General features: G+C 64.8%; 19 protein-coding genes. 10 read left to right on the forward strand and 9 right to left on the reverse strand.

What is annotated here, in order from left to right; all coding sequences use genetic code 11:
* A partial coding sequence (locus FNJ47_RS31955) for a DMT family transporter (RefSeq protein ID WP_163159921.1) occupies positions 1-448 on the forward strand: 448 nt, incomplete at its 5' end.
* On the opposite strand, the gene FNJ47_RS31960 is transcribed toward FNJ47_RS31955, so the two are convergent.
* A complete protein-coding gene (locus FNJ47_RS31960) occupies positions 445-1908 on the reverse strand; it encodes an FAD-binding domain-containing protein (protein WP_163159922.1) in 1464 nt (487 codons plus the stop codon). The genes FNJ47_RS31955 and FNJ47_RS31960 overlap by 4 nt on opposite strands.
* 21 nt (positions 1909-1929) lie before the next feature.
* A complete protein-coding gene (locus tag FNJ47_RS31965) occupies positions 1930-2589 on the reverse strand; it encodes a peroxiredoxin (RefSeq protein ID WP_163159923.1) in 660 nt (219 codons plus the stop codon).
* A 388-nt stretch (positions 2590-2977) separates the two neighbouring features.
* Here FNJ47_RS31965 and FNJ47_RS31970 point away from each other — a divergent pair, with 388 nt between their 5' ends.
* Positions 2978-3559 carry a hypothetical protein gene (locus tag FNJ47_RS31970; RefSeq protein ID WP_163159924.1) on the forward strand — a complete coding sequence of 194 codons (582 nt, stop codon included), beginning with the start codon at positions 2978-2980 and terminating at the stop codon, positions 3557-3559.
* Positions 3560-3620: 61 nt separating this feature from the next.
* On the opposite strand, the gene FNJ47_RS31975 is transcribed toward FNJ47_RS31970, so the two are convergent.
* The 5 genes from FNJ47_RS31975 to FNJ47_RS31995 all read right to left on the reverse strand — a co-directional run bounded on the left by FNJ47_RS31975 (position 3621) and on the right by FNJ47_RS31995 (position 10826).
* The gene (locus FNJ47_RS31975; RefSeq protein WP_163159925.1) at positions 3621-5462 is read right to left on the reverse strand and encodes an alkaline phosphatase family protein; all 1842 of its coding nucleotides are present in this window, start codon (positions 5460-5462) and stop codon (positions 3621-3623) included.
* 139 nt (positions 5463-5601) lie between these two features.
* Entirely contained in the window at positions 5602-8826 is a 3225-nt protein-coding gene (locus tag FNJ47_RS31980) for an efflux RND transporter permease subunit (RefSeq protein WP_163159926.1), read from the reverse strand.
* Positions 8819-10042 carry an efflux RND transporter periplasmic adaptor subunit gene (locus FNJ47_RS31985; protein ID WP_165445960.1) on the reverse strand — a complete coding sequence of 408 codons (1224 nt, stop codon included), beginning with the start codon at positions 10040-10042 and terminating at the stop codon, positions 8819-8821. Before FNJ47_RS31985 ends, FNJ47_RS31980 begins: the two co-directional genes overlap by 8 nt.
* A gap of 113 nt (positions 10043-10155) precedes the next feature.
* On the reverse strand, positions 10156-10458 hold the full coding sequence (locus FNJ47_RS31990) for a hypothetical protein (protein WP_163159927.1): 303 nt from the start codon (positions 10456-10458) through the stop codon (positions 10156-10158).
* Positions 10459-10598: 140 nt separating this feature from the next.
* Positions 10599-10826, reverse strand: a complete 228-nt coding sequence (locus FNJ47_RS31995; RefSeq protein WP_163159928.1) for a hypothetical protein — start codon at positions 10824-10826, stop codon at positions 10599-10601.
* A 94-nt stretch (positions 10827-10920) separates the two neighbouring features.
* On the opposite strand from FNJ47_RS31995, the gene FNJ47_RS32000 reads away from it, so the two are divergent.
* From FNJ47_RS32000 to FNJ47_RS32020, 5 genes are all read left to right on the forward strand, one after another.
* A complete protein-coding gene (locus FNJ47_RS32000) occupies positions 10921-11415 on the forward strand; it encodes an ArsI/CadI family heavy metal resistance metalloenzyme (protein ID WP_163159929.1) in 495 nt (164 codons plus the stop codon).
* A gap of 249 nt (positions 11416-11664) precedes the next feature.
* Entirely contained in the window at positions 11665-12201 is a 537-nt protein-coding gene (locus tag FNJ47_RS32005; RefSeq protein WP_163159930.1) for a hypothetical protein, read from the forward strand.
* A 143-nt stretch (positions 12202-12344) separates the two neighbouring features.
* Complete coding sequence (locus FNJ47_RS32010) at positions 12345-15029, forward strand: bifunctional diguanylate cyclase/phosphodiesterase (protein WP_236000205.1); 2685 nt, start codon at positions 12345-12347, stop codon at positions 15027-15029.
* 81 nt (positions 15030-15110) lie between these two features.
* The gene (locus tag FNJ47_RS32015) at positions 15111-15557 is read left to right on the forward strand and encodes a PPC domain-containing DNA-binding protein (RefSeq protein WP_163159932.1); all 447 of its coding nucleotides are present in this window, start codon (positions 15111-15113) and stop codon (positions 15555-15557) included.
* Positions 15558-15667: 110 nt separating this feature from the next.
* Positions 15668-15964: a septal ring lytic transglycosylase RlpA family protein gene (locus tag FNJ47_RS32020; RefSeq protein WP_236000206.1), complete on the forward strand. Its 297-nt coding sequence runs from the start codon at positions 15668-15670 to the stop codon at positions 15962-15964.
* A gap of 18 nt (positions 15965-15982) precedes the next feature.
* Here FNJ47_RS32020 and FNJ47_RS32025 read toward each other — a convergent pair whose 3' ends face one another.
* Both FNJ47_RS32025 and FNJ47_RS32030 read right to left on the reverse strand, forming a co-directional pair.
* Positions 15983-18451, reverse strand: coding sequence for a PAS domain-containing hybrid sensor histidine kinase/response regulator (locus FNJ47_RS32025; RefSeq protein WP_236000207.1), 2469 nt, complete (start codon positions 18449-18451; stop codon positions 15983-15985).
* Between the two features lie 102 nt (positions 18452-18553).
* A complete protein-coding gene (locus FNJ47_RS32030) occupies positions 18554-19351 on the reverse strand; it encodes a thermonuclease family protein (protein ID WP_163159934.1) in 798 nt (265 codons plus the stop codon).
* 158 nt (positions 19352-19509) lie between these two features.
* Here FNJ47_RS32030 and FNJ47_RS53330 point away from each other — a divergent pair, with 158 nt between their 5' ends.
* The 3 genes from FNJ47_RS53330 to FNJ47_RS32040 form a co-directional block, all read left to right on the forward strand.
* Entirely contained in the window at positions 19510-19644 is a 135-nt protein-coding gene (locus FNJ47_RS53330; protein WP_283811323.1) for a hypothetical protein, read from the forward strand.
* Positions 19645-19692: 48 nt separating this feature from the next.
* Positions 19693-19899 carry a hypothetical protein gene (locus FNJ47_RS32035; RefSeq protein ID WP_163159937.1) on the forward strand — a complete coding sequence of 69 codons (207 nt, stop codon included), beginning with the start codon at positions 19693-19695 and terminating at the stop codon, positions 19897-19899.
* Positions 19900-20090: 191 nt separating this feature from the next.
* The coding region (locus FNJ47_RS32040; RefSeq protein WP_283811324.1) for a biotin carboxylase N-terminal domain-containing protein at positions 20091-20656 on the forward strand (566 nt) is incomplete at its 3' end.

A 20656-nucleotide genomic window follows, 5' to 3' on the forward strand; every position in this document is an offset into this window, starting at 1 on the left:
GCACAACCGGCCGATGACGGGTGAGGCGGGGTGGGGCTGGCTCGCCTCCGGCGTCTCACTGATCTCGATCACGCTCGGCACGCTCTATCAGCGCCGCTACTGCAATGCGATCGACTGGCGCGCCGGCAATCTGGTGCAGTACATCGCAGTGACGATCTTCTTCGGCATCGGCGCCTGGCTTTTCGAAACCAATGTCGTGCATTGGACCCGCGAGTTCGTGCTGGCGATCGCCTGGCTGGTGTTCGCGCTGTCGATCGGCTCGATCGGGCTGCTGTATTGGCTGATCCGTCACCATGCCGCGACCTCAGTCGCGAGCCTGTTCTATCTGGTGCCGGCAGTGACCGCGCTGATGGCCTACATCCTGTTCGGCGAGCGGCTGGATTACGTCGCGATGGCCGGCATGGCGGCTTGCGCCGCTGCGGTGCTGGTGGTCAACCGCCGCGCTTAATTGCTGCGACGAATCTTGGCATAGGCCGCAAGCGCGCGTTCGCGGCCTTGCTTGTGATCGACGATCGGCTGCGGATAGGTCTTGCCGAGCTCGACTCCGGCGCTGGCGAGCTCGATCGGCGTCGCGGTCCAGGGCTGATGGATCAGGTCGTTGGAGAGCTGCGCGAGTTCAGGTACCCAGCGCCGGACATAGCCGCCGTCGGGATCGAACTTCTCGCCCTGCAGGATCGGGTTGAAGACGCGGAAATAGGGCGCGGCATCGGCGCCGGAGCCCGCAACCCATTGCCAGTTCGCCGGGTTGGAGCCGGCATCGGCGTCGACCAGCGTGTCCCAGAACCATTGCTCGCCGGCGCGCCAGTCGATCAGCAAGTGCTTGACCAGGAACGAGGCCACCACCATGCGCACCCGGTTGTGCATCACGCCGGTGTGCCAAAGCTCGCGCATCCCGGCATCGACGATCGGATAGCCGGTGAGGCTGCGTTGCCAGGCCTTCAATGCGCGGGCGTCGCGCTTCCACGGAAAGGCGTCGAAATGCTGCTGCAGATTCCGATCGGCGAGGTCGGGGACGTCGAACAGCAGATGACGGCAGAACTCGCGCCAGCCGAGCTCGCTGAGGAATTTGTCGATGTCGCCGGCAGAGCGCGGGTGCTCGGCGGCTGCGAAGCGGGCGGCGTGCCAGAGCTGGCGCGGGCTGATCTCGCCGAAGCGCAGATGCGGCGACAGGCGCGAGGTGCCGTCGCGATCGGGGCGGTCGCGGTCGTCGGTATAGGCGTGGACACCATCGCCGAGGAACGCCTTAAGCCGCGCCTGCGCGGCGGCTTCGCCAGGCGTCCAGGTCTCGCGCAGGCCGCCGGCCCAATCCGGCCGGATCGGCTCGAGCTGCCAATCGTCGAGGGCTTCGCTCGCGATGCCGCTGATGGATGTGAGCCTCTTCGGCGCCGGCAACGGCTTTGGTGGATCGCCGAGGCCCTGCACGCGCCGCCAGAATGGCGTGAAGACGCGGAGGCCGCGATTGTCCTTGTTGCGGATGGACTTGGGTTCGACCAGCAGGTCGCCGGGGAAAATTTCCGAGTCCACGCCGTCACTTGCGAGCGCGGATTCAACGTCTCCCGCAATCGCCTGATGCGGCGCCTGCGCGATGTCGTTCCAGAACACGGCGCCTGCATTGGTTTCGCGCGCCACCGCCGCGATCACGGACGCGGCTGGTCCGGTGCGCAGCACGAGCCTTCCACCAATCGCTTCAAAGCTATTGCTGAGCGCGCGCAGTGACTGTGCCAACCACCAGCGCGTCGCGCCCCCGAGGGGGCGCGCGGCTGGAGATTTCAGGGCACGGCCTTGTTCGTCGCGGACATAGAGGCCAACCACGGGCGCGCCACGGCTGGCTGCTTCGTGGAGGGCCGGGTGATCCGACAGGCGGAGATCGTCGCGGAACCAGACGATAACAGGCTGTGCGTTTGCCACCCGGACGCTGCGTTCCGGCCGTTACTTCGGCTGCGGCACGATGCGGATATAGGGCTTCGGCTCTTTCCAGCCCTGCGGATAGATCGTCTTGGCCTCATCGTTGTTGACCGAGCCCGCGATGATCACGTCCTCGCCCTGCTTCCAGTCGGCGGGGGTGGCGACGCGATGCTTGGCGGTGAGTTGCAGCGAGTCGATGACGCGCAGGATCTCCTGGAAGTTCCGGCCGGTGGTCATCGGGTAGACCAGCACGAGCTTGATCTTCTTATCGGGGCCGATGATGAAGACGTTGCGGACGGTCTGGTTGTCAGCCGGCGTACGCGTGAGGGGATCGCCCGAGGTCGATGCGGGCAGCATGTCGTAGAGCTTCGACACGTTGTAGTCGGTGTCGCCGATCATCGGATAGTTCGGGGCGGCGCCCTGGGTCTCCTTGATGTCCTCGGACCATTTGGCGTGGCGGTCCACCGGGTCGACCGACAGGCCCATCAGCTTGACGCCGCGCTGGTCGAATTCAGGCTTCAGGCGGGCGAGCGTGCCGAGCTCGGTGGTGCAGACCGGGGTGAAGTCCTTGGGATGGGAGAACAAGAGCGCCCAGCTGCTGCCGATCCAATCGTGGAACTTGATCTTCCCTTCGGTGGTCTCGGCTTCGAAGTCGGGGGCGACGGCGCCAATCTGAAGTGCCATGATTTTACCTCATCTCATTGATGTTTCATCTAAATTTATATTTGAGGTGGTCTGTTCCAGTATAGGACGTGGAAAGGCTTAAGTGAACGGGTTCTGAAAAAAGGTGAAACATTTCTCCTTGAGGCTGGAATTCCAAGCAACTTGTTTTGATCCAAACCCCTGCGACGAAATATCAGCTGCGGCACAAAAGCTTGGAAATGCCCAGATAAAGCCGCTTATCGCCGTCATGACGCCTGCCCCGGCTGCTATAGGACTGAACCGTGACAGCTTCCAAAGCGACCAAATAGCAACCATCTAAAAATCTCGGAACCCAAGTTCCGAATCATTAACCACTCGTTTACGCCCGCATGGAAAAGCTGGCCTGAGATAGGAATTGAAAGCTCCCACAATGTCTACCCCAAGTACCAAGACCGCTGAGGCTCTCAGCGGTGCGTTGCATCCGTCCTGCCGCAAGACCGCCGCCCATGCGCTGACCATCGTCCGCGACGGCGTCATCACCGGCGAAGGCCCCACCACCAAGGGCCGTATCCATTTCTCCCGGTCACTCGATGCCGATGACGCTGCCTGGTGCGCGCGCATCCTGACGGCGGCCGCGGTCGAGCATCAGCCGGTCAGCCGGGCCGAGATCGAGGCGCTCTTCGCGATCAACGAGGCTGCTGCCGAGCGCAGCGATGGCGGCCGGTTCGACGATCTGCTCGCCAAGGCGATCGCCCATCATGCCGCGTCCGAGTCCGGCCTGCCGGTGCCGCCGCGCACGGTGGCGCTGTCGGCGGACACCGAGATTGATCGCTGGGCACCGACGCAGGGAACCAAGATCGACACCAAGGTTCTGGAGTGGATCGCGGGCCGGATGCGCGGTCAGCGCCGCACCGGGCGTGCGCTGGCGGCGATGGTGGCGACGCTGGTCGGCGCGGCCGCGTTGCCGCTCGCGACCCAGCTGCCGAACGTGTTCGACATCGGGATGATGTGACCGTCCGGGACGATGCAGGCATCGTCCCGAACGAAACGGCTTCAAGCGAGAGCGGCGGGGGTCACTTCCCCGCCGTTTTCTGTTTGCCGTCGGTCTCCTCGAGTCCGAGCGTCCGCCCCGGGAATCCGGCAACGTCGAAATAGCGGGTCGAGAGCACGCGCTGGAATTTCAGCACGGTGCGCAGGCCATTGGCTGACGGCTTCTTCGACATGATGGTGCCCTCGGCCATCTTCGGCACGATGCCGTTCGGCAGCGCCTCCGACATCACCCGGCCGATCAACCCGCCATTGTTCGGCGCGCGCAGGCCGAGCAGCTGGGCCGCAGTCATGCCGACATCGGCGTTGCTGACCGGCAGTGGATCGACATAGCCGCTCTTGAAGTCGGGGCCGATCGCCGCGGTGAAGTTGTAGGTGTCGCCGCGGCTGAAGCTGCCATGCATGCCCTGGCCCTGGCGCAGCACGGTGTCGGCGATCTGCACGGAGCAGTTGGTCGGGATCGGGCAGCCGCTCGACCAGGAGCGGAAGTTGACCACGATCGACGGGTTCGGCGTCACCGCCTTGCCCTTCAGATTGAGGTTCGACATCGGCAGCGTGCCGGGGAAGTTGCCGAGCTTGTCGTCGACAAAGAGGCCGCTGACATAGTCCTGCTCGAGCAGCGCCTTGATGACGCGGTCGGCGAGCTTCTTGTCGCGGTTCGGCAGATAGATCAGGTCCGAGCCGCCATTGGTCGCGATCACGACGTCAGGCTTGGTGGGGTCCTGGCCGAGCACGCCGTTGCCGGCCTTCGGGTGGGCGTTGTCGGCGACCTTGGCGTTCTTGTCGTTGGGGTCGAACAGCGGCAGGTTCAGCGCCTTGGCGAGATCGATCGCCAGGAAGCCCATCGGCAGGAAATCCTTCGGCGTGTCGTCATAGGCGATCTTTGCCGAGGGGCCGGTCTTGCTCTCCTTCGAGATCGTCGAGAAGCCGTGGTCGGAGGAGATCATGATGTTGGTGTTGGCGGACAGCCCGAGCTCGTCGAGCGCCTTGCGGAGCTGGGCGAGGTTATTGTCGGCGTTCTTGATGCCGGCCATCGAGGTCGGACCATTGATGCCGGGGGTGATGGTGTTGAGACTGTCGCCGGTGTTGTGCTGGCTGCCGTCCGGATCGCGCGACCAGAACACCAGCACGAACGGCTTGTTGCGCGCCTTGAACATCGGCAGCACGACCTTGGTCGCGACATCGGCCATGTAGGCCTGCTGCGCGACGTTGGCGGCCGTGGTGCCGGGCGTCTTGGCATCGCCCGCCTTGGCGTTGTCGCCGCGGCTCGGGGTGGCGAGCGGCAGGCCGGCCTTGGTCAGCGCGTCCTTCATCTCGTCGGAGAGCGGCACGCCGGCCTTGCCGCCGGTGGAATCGTCGACCACGATCGTGTTCTTGCCGCGATCGGTGTGGTCGAACAGCAGGGTCGGGCCGAGCTTGCCGATGGCGGCGGTGCTGAAACCCTGGCTGCGGGCCATCTTCAACAGCGTCTCCTCGTTGAGGTAGTCGCCGTTGAAATGATCGTCGATGTCGGCGAGCACGGCGTCGTTCTCGATGAACGGCACCACGGTGTCACCGGCGGGCACCGAGGTGTAGCCGGTATAGATCGTGTTGGAGAAGGTGCCGGTGTCGCCGAGATAATGGCCGGTCGACAGCGCCGAGCTGTTCGCCATCGTGAAGGTCGGGAACAGCGAATGCGAGTTCTTGAAGTGGACGCCCTTGTCGCGGATATCGGCCATCGCAGGTGCCGTCTCCGGCGTCACGATGCCGCCGCGCAGGCCGTCGGGGACGAACAGGATGAGGTTACGGGGTTTTGCATTTTGCGCGGAAGCGGCGCCGGCTGAAAGCGCGATCATGCTCGCGGACAACAATGTAATGGCACGACGCATTTTGCTATTCCCCCTGATGAAACCCCGCGGCAGCCCGCCGCTGCCTTCGTTTAGTTTTGCCATATGACAGAAATGTTACAGCGCCTGTTCGGCGCTGTAACGGACGAAATTTTCCCGGCGACGGCCGGTCAACACCCCGTCATTCCGCGGGCTGAATCGCAGTTCTCTCATTCTCCGCAGCGCTGCCGGCATGCCCGTACCGTGCATAGAGCGCGGGCAGCACGGCGAGCGTCAGCAGGGTCGCGCTGATCAGGCCGCCGATCACGACGGTCGCGAGCGGCTTCTGCACCTCGGCACCGGTGCCGGTGGCGAATGCCATCGGCACGAAGCCGAGCGAGGCCACCAGCGCGGTCATCACCACGGGCCGGAAGCGGGTGAGGGCGCCTTGCTCGATGGCGTCGCGCATCGGCACCCCTTGCTCGCGCAACTGCCGGACGAAGCTCAGCATCACGAGCCCGTTGAGTACCGCAACACCCGACAGCGCGATGAAGCCGACCGCCGCCGAGATCGAGAACGGCATGCCGCGCAGCCACAGCGCCGCGATGCCGCCGGTGAGCGCCAGCGGCACCGCGCTGAACACCAAGAGCGCATCGCGCGCCGAGCCCATCGCCGCCAGCAGCAACAGGAAGATCATCGCAAAGCAGGCCGGCACCACGACGGCGAGGCGCTGGCGCGCGGCCGCGAGATTCTCGGACTGTCCGCCCCAGGTCATCCAGTAGCCGGGCGGCAGCTGCACCGATTGCGCGACTTTCGTCTGTGCTTCCTCGACCACCGAGCCGAGGTCGCGGCCGCGGACATTGGCGGTCACCACGATGCGGCGCTTGCCGTTCTCGCGGCTGATCTGGTTCGGACCTTCGGTGAAGGAGAACTGGGCGACGCGGTTGAGCGGCAGGCTCTGAACCGGCGAGCTCGGCGTCGCCTTCGGCAACGCGACGGGCAGGTTGCTCAACGCCTCGAGATCGGAGCGCACGCTCTCCGGCAACCGTACCACGATGTCGAAGCTGCGATCGCCCTCGTACACGACGCCGGCATCCTGGCCGCCGACCGCGGCACCGATCACGTCCTGGACCGCGGAGACGCTCAAGCCGCGGCGGGCGATCGCCGCCTTGTCGACCTTGATCTCGAGCACAGGCAGACCGCCGGCCTGTTCGACCTTGACGTCGGTCGCACCGCGCACGCTGCGCAGCGCGGCAGCAATCTGGTTGGCGGACTTCTGCATCGGCTCGAACTCGTCGCCGAACACCTTGACTGCGATGTCGCCGCGGACGCCGGCGAGCAGTTCGTTGAAGCGCATCTGGATCGGCTGGGTGAATTCATAGACGTTGCCGGGCAGCCGGCCGACCGCTTTCGAGATGTCCTCGATCAACTGCTCCTTGGTCAGGGATGGATCCGGCCACTGCTCGCGCGGCTTCAGGATGATGAAGGTGTCGGATGCGTTCGGCGGCATCGGGTCGCTCGCCACCTCCGCGGTGCCGGTCTTGGAGAACACGAACGACACCTGCGGGAACCGGCTGACGGCCTTCTCGACCGAGAGCTGCATCGCCTGCGACTGCGACAGCGCCGTGCTCGGAATTCTGAGCGCGTGCATCGCGATGTTCTTCTCGTCGAGCGAGGGGATGAACTCCTGGCCGAGACGGAAGAATCCGAACAGCGCGGTCGCGAACAGCACGACCGCCACTGCGATGACGGGAACCGGCGTTGCCACCGCGCGCCCGAGCAGCGGGCTGTACCCGCGCTTCAGTGCGGCCACGAGCCAGTTTTCCTTCTCCTGCACGCGGCCGGTGATGCCGATCGCGATCAGCGCGGGAACCAGCGTCAGCGACAGCACGAAGGCGGCGGCGAGCGCGAGGATCACGGTCAGCGCCATCGGCTCGAACATCTTGCCTTCGACGCCGGTGAAGGTGAGCAGCGGCACATAGACCAGCAGGATGATGGCCTGGCCGTAGAGGCTCGGTTGAACCATTTCAACGGCGGACGCCCGCACCGTCGCCAGCCGCTCGTCGCGCGTCAGCACGCGGCCGAGCGCGTGCTGCTTCTCGGCGAGATGCCGCAGGCTGTTCTCGGTGATGATGACGGCGCCGTCGACGATCAGGCCGAAATCCAGTGCGCCGAGGCTCATCAGATTGGCGCTGATGCGGCCCTGCCACATGCCGATCGCCGTCATCAGCATGGCGATCGGGATCACCAGCGCCGTGATCAACGCCGCCCGGAAATTGCCGAGCAGCACGAACAACACGGCGATCACGAGCAGTGCGCCTTCAGCGAGGTTGCGCGCCACGGTGCCGATCGTCGCATCGACCAGCTGGGTGCGGTCCAGCACGGTCTCGACCTTGACGCCCGCCGGCAGGGACGGCGTGATCGCACGCAGCCTGGCGTCGACTGCGGCCGACACCGTGCGGCTGTTGGCGCCGATCAGCATCAGGGCGGTGCCGACCACGACCTCGCGGCCGTTCTCGCTGGCACTGCCGGTTCGGGTTTCGCCACCGATCGAGAGCGTGGCGAGGTCGCGGATCCGGACCGGGACGCCGCCGCGGGTGGTGACGACGACGGCGCCGAGCTCTTCGATGTTCTCGAGCCGGCCGCCGGAGCGCACCACGAATCCTTCACCGTTGCGCTCGATATAGCGCGCGCCGCGGCTGACATTGTTGCTTTCGATCGCCTTGGCGACATCGGCGAAGGTGAGACCGAGCGCGATCAGCTTCGCCGCGTCGGGATGGACCTGGTATTGCTTGAGGTAGCCGCCGATCGAATCGACGCCGGCGACACCCGGCACCATCTTGATCTGCGGCTTGATGATCCAGTCCTGCACCGTGCGCAAATAGGCGTCCTTCTCGACCTCGCTTTGCAGCACCTGGCCGTCGGCCGTGAGGAAGCGGCCGTCGCTTTGCAAGCCGGGCGCGCCGTCGGTCTGCACCTTCTCGCCGGAGTAATGGACGGTCCACATGTAGATTTCGCCAAGCCCGGTCGAGGTCGGCCCGATCCGCGGCTCGATACCCTGTGGCAGGCGGGCGCGGACTTCGGTCAGACGCTCGCCGACCTGCTGACGGGCGAAATAGATATCGGTGGCCTCGCTGAACACCGCCGTGATCTGCGAGAAGCCGTTACGAGAGAGCGAGCGCGTGCTCTCCAGCCCCGGTGCTCCGGCGAGCGCCGTTTCGATCGGGAAGGTGATCTGTTTCTCGATTTCCGCCGGCGACAGCGCCGGGGCCACGGTGTTGATCTGCACCTGCTTGTTGGTGATGTCGGGCACGGCGTCGATCGGCAGCCTGGTCAGCGCAAGGCCGCCGATGAACATCAGGACCGCCGCCAGGGTGACGACGACCCAGCGCCGCTGGATCGCAAGACCGATGATGCGCTCAATCATGGCCGTGCTCCGCTTCGTCCTTCTCGACCTCGGCCTTCAGCGTGAAGGTGTTTTGCACCGCGATGGTCTCACCGGCGGCGAGGCCCGCGACAATTTCGATATCGTCGTCGTCCTCGCGGCCGGTCCGCACGGACCGCGCCTCGAAGCCATCGGCATCACGCACGAACACGGTCGGCGTCCCCTTGATGGTCTGGATCGCTTTCTTCGGGACCATCACGGACGACCGCGCACCCGACAGTGGGACCTCCGCGGTGACGAAGGTGCCCGGCTTCCAGCGATGATCCTTGTTGGGCATGGTCGCGATCACGCGGGCGTTGCGGGTTTCGCGGTCGAGCAGGGGGCTGACGAAGATCACGCCGGCGCTCGCTTCATCCTCGGTGCCGATGGCACGGATCTTGACCGAAACGCCTTCGCGCACCGCGCTGATGTCTTCCGGCGAAACCGCCAGATCGACCCAGATGTCGTCGAGATTGACGATGACGTAGAGCTCGCTTTCCTGGCCCTCGCGCCCGATCAACCCGCCGAGATCGACACGCCGCTCGGACACCCGGCCGCTGATCGGTGCGCGCAGGAACTGCGTCCGCAGGCTTTCCGGAGGCTGGTTCGGCAGGTCGGCGATTTCGCCGTCCGACAGACCCAGCGCAAACAGCTTCTGCCGCGCGCCGTCGAGCTTGATCTGGGCGTCGTTCGCGCTCAGCCGCGTGCGCAGGAACTCGTTCTCCGACACGATCCGGGTCTCGACCAGCGTCTTCTGCCGCGCGTAGAGGGTCTGCTGTAAATCGTTGGTGAGCCGCGCGGCGAGGTATTCGCTCTTGGCGTCGGCGACCTCACGGCTTTCGATCGCTGCGACGATCTCGCCCTTCTCGACGACGTCGCCGAGACGCTTGCGCAGTTCGGTGACGGTCGCGAGCACGCGCACCGAGACGCGGCCGATATGGTCGGCGTCGGGGATCAGTGATCCCGGCGCGAGGAAATGCCGCTTCAGCATTCCGCCGCCGGCTTGCGCGAACGTGATGCCGGCTTCGCGAACCTGGTCTTCGCTCAGCTCGATATGGCCGGGCGCCTCATGCTTGGCCTCGGCCTGCGGTGCGTCGGCGGATGCGGCCTCCTGCGTCGTGGCCGGGAATTTGACCGGCCAGCCGATCCCTCCGGCCGCCAGGAACACCAGTGCAATGCCGGCGGTCACGCCCGCGAAAAATAGAATAACCCGTTTCATATACGCCTCTCCGCAGCGCATGCCGTAGGCCGTGCGCTGTTGCGACATCAATCTGTGCGGAAGCGTGCGCGCTGCCCAATGGCAGCGGCACACAGCCGGTCATATCGACCGGATCAGGCGCGGGGTGGTTTGAAAGGAGAAAGGCGATCGGCCGACGCGGGCAGCCGAACGCTGCCGTCGCCATAGCTATGCGGCGCATAGGCGATGGGGAACGCGGTCTCCTGCGGAGCGACCGAGACGACGTGCGTCAGGCAGTGATCGCCATGCAATGAGGCCGGATGCGCGGGAGCCTTGCCGCCGGTGTCGTTGATCGACTGTGCGATCGCAAAGCCGGGAGCGGCATCGTCATCGCCGTCGAAGGTCCAGCCGTGGAAGAACGACAGCACCAGCGCGAGCGAGATCAGTCCCGCAAGCAAGCTGCGCCAGCGGCGCGGTCCCGTTGCGTGAGAAGAAGACTGAATCATGCTGCGCGAAATGGCCACGGGGCCTACTTAGCGCCGTGGCCGCGTGCATTCAAGTTCGCCGCCGCGACAGATTGGCCGTGGATACTATAACGTTACACACTGTCGGCGGCTCGGCGCAGCAACCACCGGCGCGCGGCGACGACGGCCCAGACCGCCTCGACCAGGCCGAACGGCCACGCGCCTTGCAGGAAACCGTAACCGGAGCCCAGCGCGCACGAGACCGCAAAGGCCAGGATGAACCAGGGGCTGCGATCTTCGGCTGCGTAGCAGACCAGCATCATGGTGACGGCAAACAAGCCGAACAGCGTCAGCGCATCCATTCCGCAGCAGAACTCCAGTTTCAGCACGGTTGATATCTGAGCATGCTTGGGATGGAATATCCATCCAGCGTCGCCGCCCGAAAAGGACTGCCCCATGAAGCGCATGCATGTTCACGTCGCCGTCAAGGACATCCCGCAATCGGTCGGCTTCTATTCGGCGCTGTTCGGCGCCGAGCCAACAGTTGTTAAATCCGACTATGCCAAATGGATGCTCGACGACCCCCGCGTCAACTTCGCGATCTCGACCCGCGGCCGCGAGCCGGGCCTCGATCATCTCGGCATTCAGGTGGACAGCGCCGAAGAGCTCGGCGAGGTCTATGATCGGCTGCGCAAGGCAGGCGGCGAGGTGATCGAGCAGGGCCAGACGGTGTGCTGTTATGCCAAGTCGGAGAAGTCGTGGATCGACGATCCCGCAGGGATTGCGTGGGAGACGTTCCATACGACGGGTGAGAGCATCGTCTATGGCGACGGCAGCGGCGAGCGCACCGCGCGCGTCGCGCACGAAAAGCAGGACGGCAAGCAAAGCGCGTGTTGCGCGCCGCAGCCGCAGGCGGAACCAGCCGAGGCTTCGGCTTGCTGCCGACCGTGAACTCGGGCACCCGCGCATATGAATGCCAGGGAGCCGAAGTTCCTGTAGCCCGGATGAAGCGAAGCGTAATCCGGGAGCGCGCCAACCGCTGAAACTGCTCCCCCGGACTGCGCCTCGCTTCATCCGGGCCACACGTCGCCCGGGCAGCCGTCATGCCGACGCAACCGGCTACCGCTGTAAGCAAAGGCTTAATGCCTGCGACATATTATCTCAGCGACGACTCCCCTCCGTGTTAACAGCCCCTTAACCATGCGGCTTCTGCCACTCAAGGATCCTGAGCGGTCCTGGCGTCATATCAAGGCACAATGGAAGAAGGACGCTGAAGGCGTCGGCGAGGATATTGCCACCTTCGGCGGCATCGGTGCCTTCGAAGCGCTGACCGCCAGGGAAGGCGACAGCCAGGGGCTGTATCACCTGACCGACGGCGAACGGGTCCATGCGGTCTGCCAGGTCAGGCGTCTCCTGATGAGCCGATATTCGGCGCCGGCTCTCAGCGCGCGTTTCGTCAATGTGTCTCCGATTTACGATCTCGGCGTCGCCGACACCGGCGACTACGCCCAAATGCTGGTGGCGCTGTTCTCCGGCGTCGTCTGGCTGTCGCGTGATGCGCTGTCGGCCAATCACATCCGGTTTCTCCTGAAGTCTCCGGGCGACTCGCAATTCTTTGCTGCGCTCAAGGCCGTGACGCCGTTCTCACCGTTCTCGAAATTCACCATCGATGGCGCGTTGATCGAGTGCAGTCTGAAGGAAGCGACCGCGGCGGCGCCGAGTAAGGTCGCCTCCTGACGATTTTCGTGCGCGTCGCGTTCGGGTATGCGTTCAACTTAACCCCCCGATAACTGATTTTCCTAACGACCCCTTGGGTTGTGTTCCCGTAGCAAGGCACCCACAGGGGCAGGAAAATGTCGGTTGTCTCAACGAACAGTCTGATGCCGGAACACCGGCGGCTGTCGATCAAAGGTATGTTGCGCGTCACCAGGATGGGCGCCATTCAGTGGCTCGTCCTGAGCGCCGCGCTGCTGGTCCTCGCCATCACGCTTGGCACCGGTTACCTCGCGCTGCAGTTTCGCGAACGCGCGCTGGAGGTGTCGGAGCGTGAGCTCAACAACACCGCGCTCCTGCTGTCGCGGCATTTCGACCAGCAGCTTAGCGACCTCCAGCATGTCCACGACGACATCTTGAATTATCTGCGATCGGAGCAGGTCGAGACCGCCGATCAGTTCGAAAAGAACATGTCGCTCCTGAGCGCGCACGAGATGCTGCGCAGGCGGCTGGCGGCACTGCCGCACGTCGGCGGGCTTAATCTGTTCAATGCCAAGGGATGGCTGATCAACTCGTCCGAGATGTGGCCGGTGCCTGACGTCAGCATCGCGGACCGGCGCTACTTCCAGGAGTTCACGTCGGGGCGGCCGACATCGCCCGTGATCGTCGAGCCCGCGATGAGCAAGGTGACCGGCAACTGGACCACGGTCTTTGCCCGCAAGATCACCGGGCGCAACGGCGAGATCATCGGCTTTGCGAGCCGCGGCGTCGAGCCCAGCCATTTCGAGGATTTCGTGGCCTCCCTGGCGCTGAACGGTGACACCGTGATTTCGATGATCCACCGTGATGGCACGATCATCGCGCGCTATCCGCAGGATGCGAGCGTGGTCGGCAGCAACATCACCGACCAGTCGCTGTTCCGGAAGATCATCGGCCTCGGCGGCAACACGTCCGGGCGGTTCATCGGCGCCGGCGGCGAGGAAAATGTCGGCGCGGTCAGGTCGCTGTCGCACTTTCCGATCCTGATCCTCGCCACCACGAAGACCTCCAGCGCGCTGGAGGACTGGCGCGCCCAGACCAAGCTGCAATTCTGCGCCGCGGTGCTCGCGGTGCTGATCGTCGTCATGACGATCTTCCTGATCGTCCGCCAGTTGCAGCGGCAGCACGATGCGGCGCAGCGCCGGCTGTCCGAGAAGAGCCAGCACCTCGACACCGCCATCAACACCATGACGCAGGGGCTGCTGCTGTTCGACGCCTCGGCGCGGCTCGTGATCTGCAATCAGCAATATATCGACATGTTCGCCCTGTCGCCCGACATCGTCAAACCCGGATGTCATCTGCGCGACCTGATCCTGCATCGTCAGGCGCTCGGCTCGTTCGTCGGCGATGTCGATGACTACTGCGTCCGCTTCACCGATCCCAGGGGTGATCAGGTCCGGGACTCGTTGATCCTGACGCCCGACGGCCGCAGCATCCGCCTGATCTACAAGCGCGCGCCGGACGGCGGCTGGGCCACGACGCTCGAGGACGTCACCGACGGGCGGCGGGCACAGGCGCGGATCGAGTATCTTGCGCATTACGATGCCCTGACCAATCTGCCGAACCGGACGCTGTTCCAGCGCCACGCGGAAGAGCTGTTGCGCGAAGCCGTCGTCCGCGAGTTCGCGATCCACTATATCGATATCGACGAGTTCAAGCGGATCAACGACACGCTCGGCCATCCGATCGGCGACGAATTCCTGCGCCGCGTGGCCGAGAAGCTGCGGCAGTCGGTCGGATCGAACGACTTCATCGCGCGCCTCGGCGGCGACGAGTTCGCGATCGTCCAGCACGACGTCACCTCGGACGACGACGTCAGCGATCTTGTGGCGCGCGTCTATCAGTCGTTGCGCACGCCGTTCGACTGCCTCGGCCATTGGTTGTCGAGCGATGCCAGCATCGGCATTGCGATCGCCCCGCGCCACGGCGCCGACCTGTTCGGCCTGCTCAAATGCGCCGACCTCGCGATGTACGCGGCAAAGGCCGCCGGCCGCAGGACCTATCGCTTCTTCGACCCCGCGATGGAGAAGCAGGCGAACCTGCGCCGCGCGCTGGAAGCCGATCTGCGAAGCGCGTTGGCCGAGGGCCGTTTCGAATTGCACTATCAGCCACTGGTCGATCTGCGCAGCGACGAGGTGACCGGCTGCGAGGCGCTGCTGCGCTGGCGGCATCCGGTGCGCGGGATGATCTCACCGGCGGAGTTCGTGCCGGTTGCCGAGGAAACCGGGCTGATCGAGGAGATCGGGCAGTGGGTGTTGCGCACCGCCTGTATCGAGGCGGCGACCTGGCCGGCGCATGTGCGCCTTGCGGTCAACGTCTCCCCGATCCAGTTCAAGTCGGAGACGCTGGCGCTGAAGGTTGCGAATGCGCTTGCCGATAGCGGGCTCGACCCGCGCAGGCTCGAGCTCGAGATCACCGAAGCCGTGCTGATCGCCGATGACGATGCGGCACTGGTCACGCTCGGCCAGCTGCGCGAGCTCGGCGTCCACATCGCGCTCGACGATTTCGGCACCGGCTACTCGTCGCTGCAATATCTGCAGCGCTTCCCGTTCGACAAGATCAAGATCGACCGCAGCTTCGTCAAGGAAGTGACCCGAAACTCGGGCTCGGCCTCGATTATCCGCGCGGTGGTCTCGATCGCCGCCGACCGCAACATGATCACGACCGCGGAAGGCGTCGAGACCGATCAGCAGCGCGACACCGTGCAGATGCTCGGCTGCACACAGATGCAGGGCTACTTGTTCAGCAAGCCGGTTCCTGCGCAGGACGTCCGGACACTGCTCGCGGCTGATGGTGTCGAGGACGCCGCCTGAGCGCTCACTGGTCCGGCCCGTCAGGAACAATCCGCGGCGCCCTCGATTGAGAGCGAAAGCTCCCGAGATGTGAGGCGGTCCATGAAGAGCAAGCTCGTATCCGATGCGCCCAGCGCGCAGGTTCACGTCGTCGTGCTGGATAGCGGCGAGGAGGCCTTCGGCGCGCTGACGAAGTTCGCCAATGATGCGGGGCTGACGGCGGCATCGCTCACCGCGATCGGCGCGTTCGAGCGCGCGACGGTCGGCTGGTTCGATTTTGCGTCGAAGAGCTACCGCAAGATCGAGATCGACGAGCAGTGCGAGGTGTTGTGCGCTATCGGCGATATCGCAGTCGGCGACGACGGCAAGGCCAGCCTGCATGTCCATATCGTGCTCGGGCTGTCTGACGGCTCGACGCGCGGTGGCCATCTGCTTGCCGGCATCGTACGTCCGACACTGGAGGTTGTGGTGACGGAAGCGCCAACCAATCTGCGCCGCCGGAGGCGGCCCGAGCTCGGGATTGCCCTGATCGACCCGGTTGCCGGTTGACGCGGCGCATCCTGCCGAAAAGTTCCAAAAAATCGACCTGACATGCGAAGGACGCGGAACCCAAATCGTGGAACCGCGTTCCCTTGCGGGGCTCGACCGGCAGGCAATCAATGAAAACCGCAGTCACGTCCGCGGCCATGCTGCTGTTTGCCTCGTCCATGGCAAACGCAGAGAGTGGCCTTGCGTCCTACTATCACGGCATCGGCAGGAGCGGCGAGATGACCTGCGCGCATCGCAGGCGGGCGTTCGGCAGCATGGTCACCGTATCCTATCGCGGGAAGTCCATCCGCTGCCGGGTCAACGACCGCGGCCCGTTCATTCGCGGACGGATCATCGACGTCTCGACCACGGCGGCCCGGGCACTCGGCATCCTGCAGCTCGGCGTCGCGCATGTGGTGATCGAGTAGGGCGCGCCGGACGCGCGGTCAGGACTTCGGAGCGGTCGCCCGCTGCTCGGCGATCGCCTTGCGCAGCGTGCGCGACAGCGCCTCGACCGAATAGGGCTTCTGGATCAGCTCGAAGCCGCTATGCGCGTTCTCGGCGAGCACGTTGCTGTAGCCGCTGGTCAGCACCACCGGCAGGCCGGGAAAGCGATCGCGGATCACGCCGGCGAGCTCGACGCCGTTCATGCCGGGCATGATCACGTCGGAGAACACGAGGTCGGCGGCGAACTCGTTCTCCGAGAGGATCGAGAGCGCCGCATTGGCATTGGCCGCGCGCTTGACCGAGTAGCCGAGATCCTCGAGCAGCTCGGTGGAGAACTGGCCGACGTCGTCATTGTCCTCCACCACGAGGACACGATAGCCGCGGCCGATCGAGGTTTGCTCGGTGCCCGCGTTGGTCGCGATCTTGATATCTGCTGGACGCATCGCCTGCGGCAGATAGATGGTGAAGGTCGCGCCGTGCCCGGGCGTAGAGGTGACCTCGATGTCGCCATCGGATTGCTTGACGAAGCCGAAGGCCTGACTCAATCCGAGGCCGGTGCCCTTGCCGACCTCCTTGGTCGTGAAGAACGGCTCGAAGATCGCGTCGAGATTTTCCGGCGAGATGCCGGTGCCGGTATCCTGGATCGAGACCGTGACGAAGTCGCCGCTGCGTGAGGCCTGCGCCCGCAGGGCGGGGATGTGCTTGACCTTCCTGACGCCGATCGTCAGCTGGCCTTCGCCGTTCATGGCGTCGCGGCCGTTGACGGCAAGGTTGATCATCGCGGTTTCGAATTGGCCGATATCGGCGATCGCGAAACAGTCGGGATCCTCGATCCTGACTTCGATGTGAATCCGTGCGCCGACCAGCGGGCGGATCAGCTGCGTCACGCTATCAACCTGGGTCCCGACATTAAACACTTCGGGATTGAGCGGTTGCCGGCGCGCAAATGCCAACAATTGCGCGGTGAGCTTGGAGGCCCGCTCAACGGTCTCGGAGATCGCGTCGATGTAGCGGCGGCGGCGTTCGTCCGGCAGCTCGCGGCGGCGCAGGAAGTCGGTCGCGGAGCGAATGATGGTGAGCAGATTGTTGAAGTCATGCGCGACGCCGCCGGTGAGCTGGCCGACCGCTTCCATCTTCTGCGATTGTCGCAGCGCTTCCTCGCCGCGGCGCCGTTCGGTGATGTCGACAGCCTCCGGCACCGCGCCGACGATGGTGCCGTGCTGATCCTGCAGCGGCCGCATCGCGAAGTCGAAATAGCGCTCGCCGATCGGCAGCTGCAGTTGCAGCTCGATCTTGACCTCTTCGCCACGCATGGCAGTCGTAAAGGCATTCTGGATCACGCGCGGCATGCCATCGGTCGCGGCGAACCACGGCGTGTCCCAGAACGGCTTGCCGACGACATCGGCGGCATCGGCGCGAATTCCGGCCAGCGCGGTCTGGTTGGTGTAGAGCAGGTCGCCATCGCGGTTGAGCAGCATCTGATATTGATGGCTGGTTTCCAGGATCGCGCGGGTCTGGGCTTCACGGGATTCGAGCTGCGCGGTGCGCTCCAGGATGCGCCGCTCCAGCGACTCGTTGAGCTTGCGCAGCTCGATCTCGGCTTCCTTGGCCGCCGTGATGTCGTGGGCGACGCCGATGAAGCCGATATGCTTGCCGTTCGGATCCCAGCGCGGCTGCGACTCCGAACGCAGCCAGCGCCAATCGCCGGTCGCGTTGCGATAGCGCGCCTCGAGCACGAACGGCTTCAGCGAGAGCTCGCCGGTGATCTGCTCCTGCAGGATTTTCGGCAGGTCGTCCGGATGCAGCGCCTTGCGCCAGTCGAACACGACCGCTTCCTCGAACGGCAGCCCGAGGAAATCGAGATAGGCCTGGTTGGCGAACGAGCGGGTACGGTCGAGCTTGGTCACCCAGATCGGCACCGGCGCGCTGTCTGCGATCAGGCGGAAGCGCTCCTCGCTCTCGCGCAGGGTTTCCTGCGCCAGCATCTGGTCGGTGACGTCGAGATCGGCGCCGACCAGCCGCAGCGCGCGGCCGCCGCGGTCGCGCTCGATCTTGGCGACGACGCGGATCCAGCGGCTCTCGCCGTCGTTCGGGCGGATGATGCGGTATTCGGCCGTATAATCCTCGCCGCCGGCCTTGAGCACGCCGAACAGGTGCTGGATCGTTCGCTCGCGATCATCGGGATGGATGCGCGCGACCCAGTTCTCATAGGTCTCGTTGACCTCTTCGGGCGGCAGGCCGTGGACCAGCAGATATTCGGGAGAGCGGCGGTTGCGCACGCCGTCGCGGAAGTCGATCTCGAGCCCGCCGACCCGCGCGATGCGCTGGATCCGCGCCAGCTCGGCCTCGCGCTCCTGGAGTTCGCGATGGGCACGATCGCGCTCGCGTGCGATCTCCTCAAGGTGCTGCCGCAGCCGTTCGGCTGCCGCAGCTTCGGGAAGCACATCAGAGGGATCGGGAGGGGTCATACGCGCCGGCAACCTCTAGGCGCAGTGTCACACAGGACGAGGCGGCTTTGCCAGTGTGATTTGGTGCGATTACTCGCACTTCACCTGTTCTTCACTTGCGCATTACTTGTTCTTGGGCGGACGGCAATTATACGCCCGGCGGAACCCGGCGGCCTGCGCATCCTCCTCGGAGCAGAACCAGCGATCCGGATTGCCGAGACCCGGGTAACTGCGGCACGCCTGCAAATGATAGATGCCGACATTGCCGGTGACGCGGGCGCGCACGGCGTACTTGCCCTTGATGTTGCAGCTTGCCGGCATCGGCAGGTCGCCGGGAAAGAGTGCATCGCGGATCTGCGTGTCGCGGTCGGCCGGGCAAGCGTTGCCGAGCAGGGCGCCATCCTTCTTGGCGTTGCGAAAATCGCGCGGCGCCACGAAGCAGCCTTTCCACAACCCGGCACGGTTGTCTTTGGCGGTGGCCTCATCCGGCTTGAATCGGCCAGTGGCCGATCCCTCCACATTGAGGGCGTAGCCCTTCTGGACCAGCACCTGGCTGAGGCTGGTCGGGTCACCCTCGATCTTGCAGACGCCGAGGCGGCGCTTCTTGAAGGTCGGATCGACACCGATATCGTCGCAGTGAATTGGCTTGCCGCCGATCAGCTTGGTCAGCTGGTCGCGCGCTTCGATCCCGCAGGTCCAGACGTCGGCATGCTCGTCGATGCAGAGCTGGTCGACCGCCGGCGCGTCGATGCCGTCGAGCCGATAGGTCGTGTTGCCGAGCTGAACGGTGCCGGCGTCCTTGATGACCGCCGTGGCGGAGGGGCCAGCGGTCGCAGCCAAGGCTGCGGTCGCAGACAGGACAGGGCTCGCGGACAGGCATGTCAGGAGAAGCGTCGTGATGACGGGATTTCGAAACCGCATTTTCTCACTTCAGATATTTGGCGGGCAGCCGGACTTCTAGCACAGGCAGGTACGATCCAACCAACGACTGTTCGCGAGAGGTGCGTGCGCGCCGTCACATCCCAATCGGCATTCCGCGGCGTAGAACGGCCGGACATTGCCATTGAAGGGACGCGGGCATGGCTGAGTTCATCGTCAACATCCTCGTCGAGGTCGTCACCGGCATCTGGACCCTGCAATGCCTGGCGCGCTGGCGACGGAAGAAAAGGGCGGCGCGGGAGATGGTGTCCGATCAAAGATCCGAATTGACTTGATGAGAACAAAATAGGAACATGATGCACCACCTGAATCCCGGATACATCATGATGTCTGCACGGCCCGAATCTGACGACGATGACGGGCTGGAAGCGGCTGTCGATCAGGCGATTTCCACTTGCGGCGGGAATCTACGCGCAACCATCCGGGCGCTGATCGTGGCCAATGAATTTCTGGAGAATGAGGTCAGCGAGCTGATGAAGGCCGTTGCGAAGGCCCATTCCCGCGGCCGCTTCAAGACCTATTCGGGTTGAAATCTCCCTCGGCTACCGCCAAGGACTGACCGAGCATTGGCCAGGCACGGGGGCAGGGTCTGCATTAGACCGTTGCCTCCGGGGTAATTTGCTGTACCAACGGAGTGGCCCGTGCCGGATTGCGCGGGGAGGAATCCTGCCAAAAGCCCAAGTCCAAGAAGCCAAGTCCAAGAAGCCCAAGCAAGAAGAGCATGTTCAAACGAATCCTGATCGCCAACCGCGGCGAGATCGCCTGCCGGGTCATCAAGACTGCGCGCCGTATGGGGATTGAGACGGTTGCCGTCTACTCCGAGGCCGACCGCGACGCGCTGCATGTCGAGATGGCCGACGAAGCCGTGCTGATCGGGCCGCCCGCCGCGGCCGAGAGCTATCTTCTGATCGACAAGATCGTCGAGGCCTGCCGCAAGACCGGCGCGCAGGCGGTGCATCCCGGCTACGGCTTCCTGTCCGAGCGCGAGGCGTTTCCGCGCGCGCTGGAAGCCGCCGGCATCGTCTTCATCGGTCCGAACCCCGGCGCGATCGCTGCGATGGGCGACAAGATCGAATCCAAGAAGGCGGCTGCGAAGGCGAAGGTCTCGACCGTGCCGGGCCACCTCGGCGTGATCGAGGACGACAAGCACGCGGTCCAGATCGCCGACGAGATCGGCTACCCCGTGATGATCAAGGCCTCCGCCGGCGGCGGCGGCAAGGGCATGCGCATCGCGCATTCGAAGGGAGAGGTCGCCGAAGGCTTCAACCTCGCCAAGGCCGAGGCGAA

The sequence above is a fragment of the Bradyrhizobium uaiense genome (genome assembly GCF_010811875.1).
GTDB classification, from domain to species: domain Bacteria; phylum Pseudomonadota; class Alphaproteobacteria; order Rhizobiales; family Xanthobacteraceae; genus Bradyrhizobium; species Bradyrhizobium uaiense.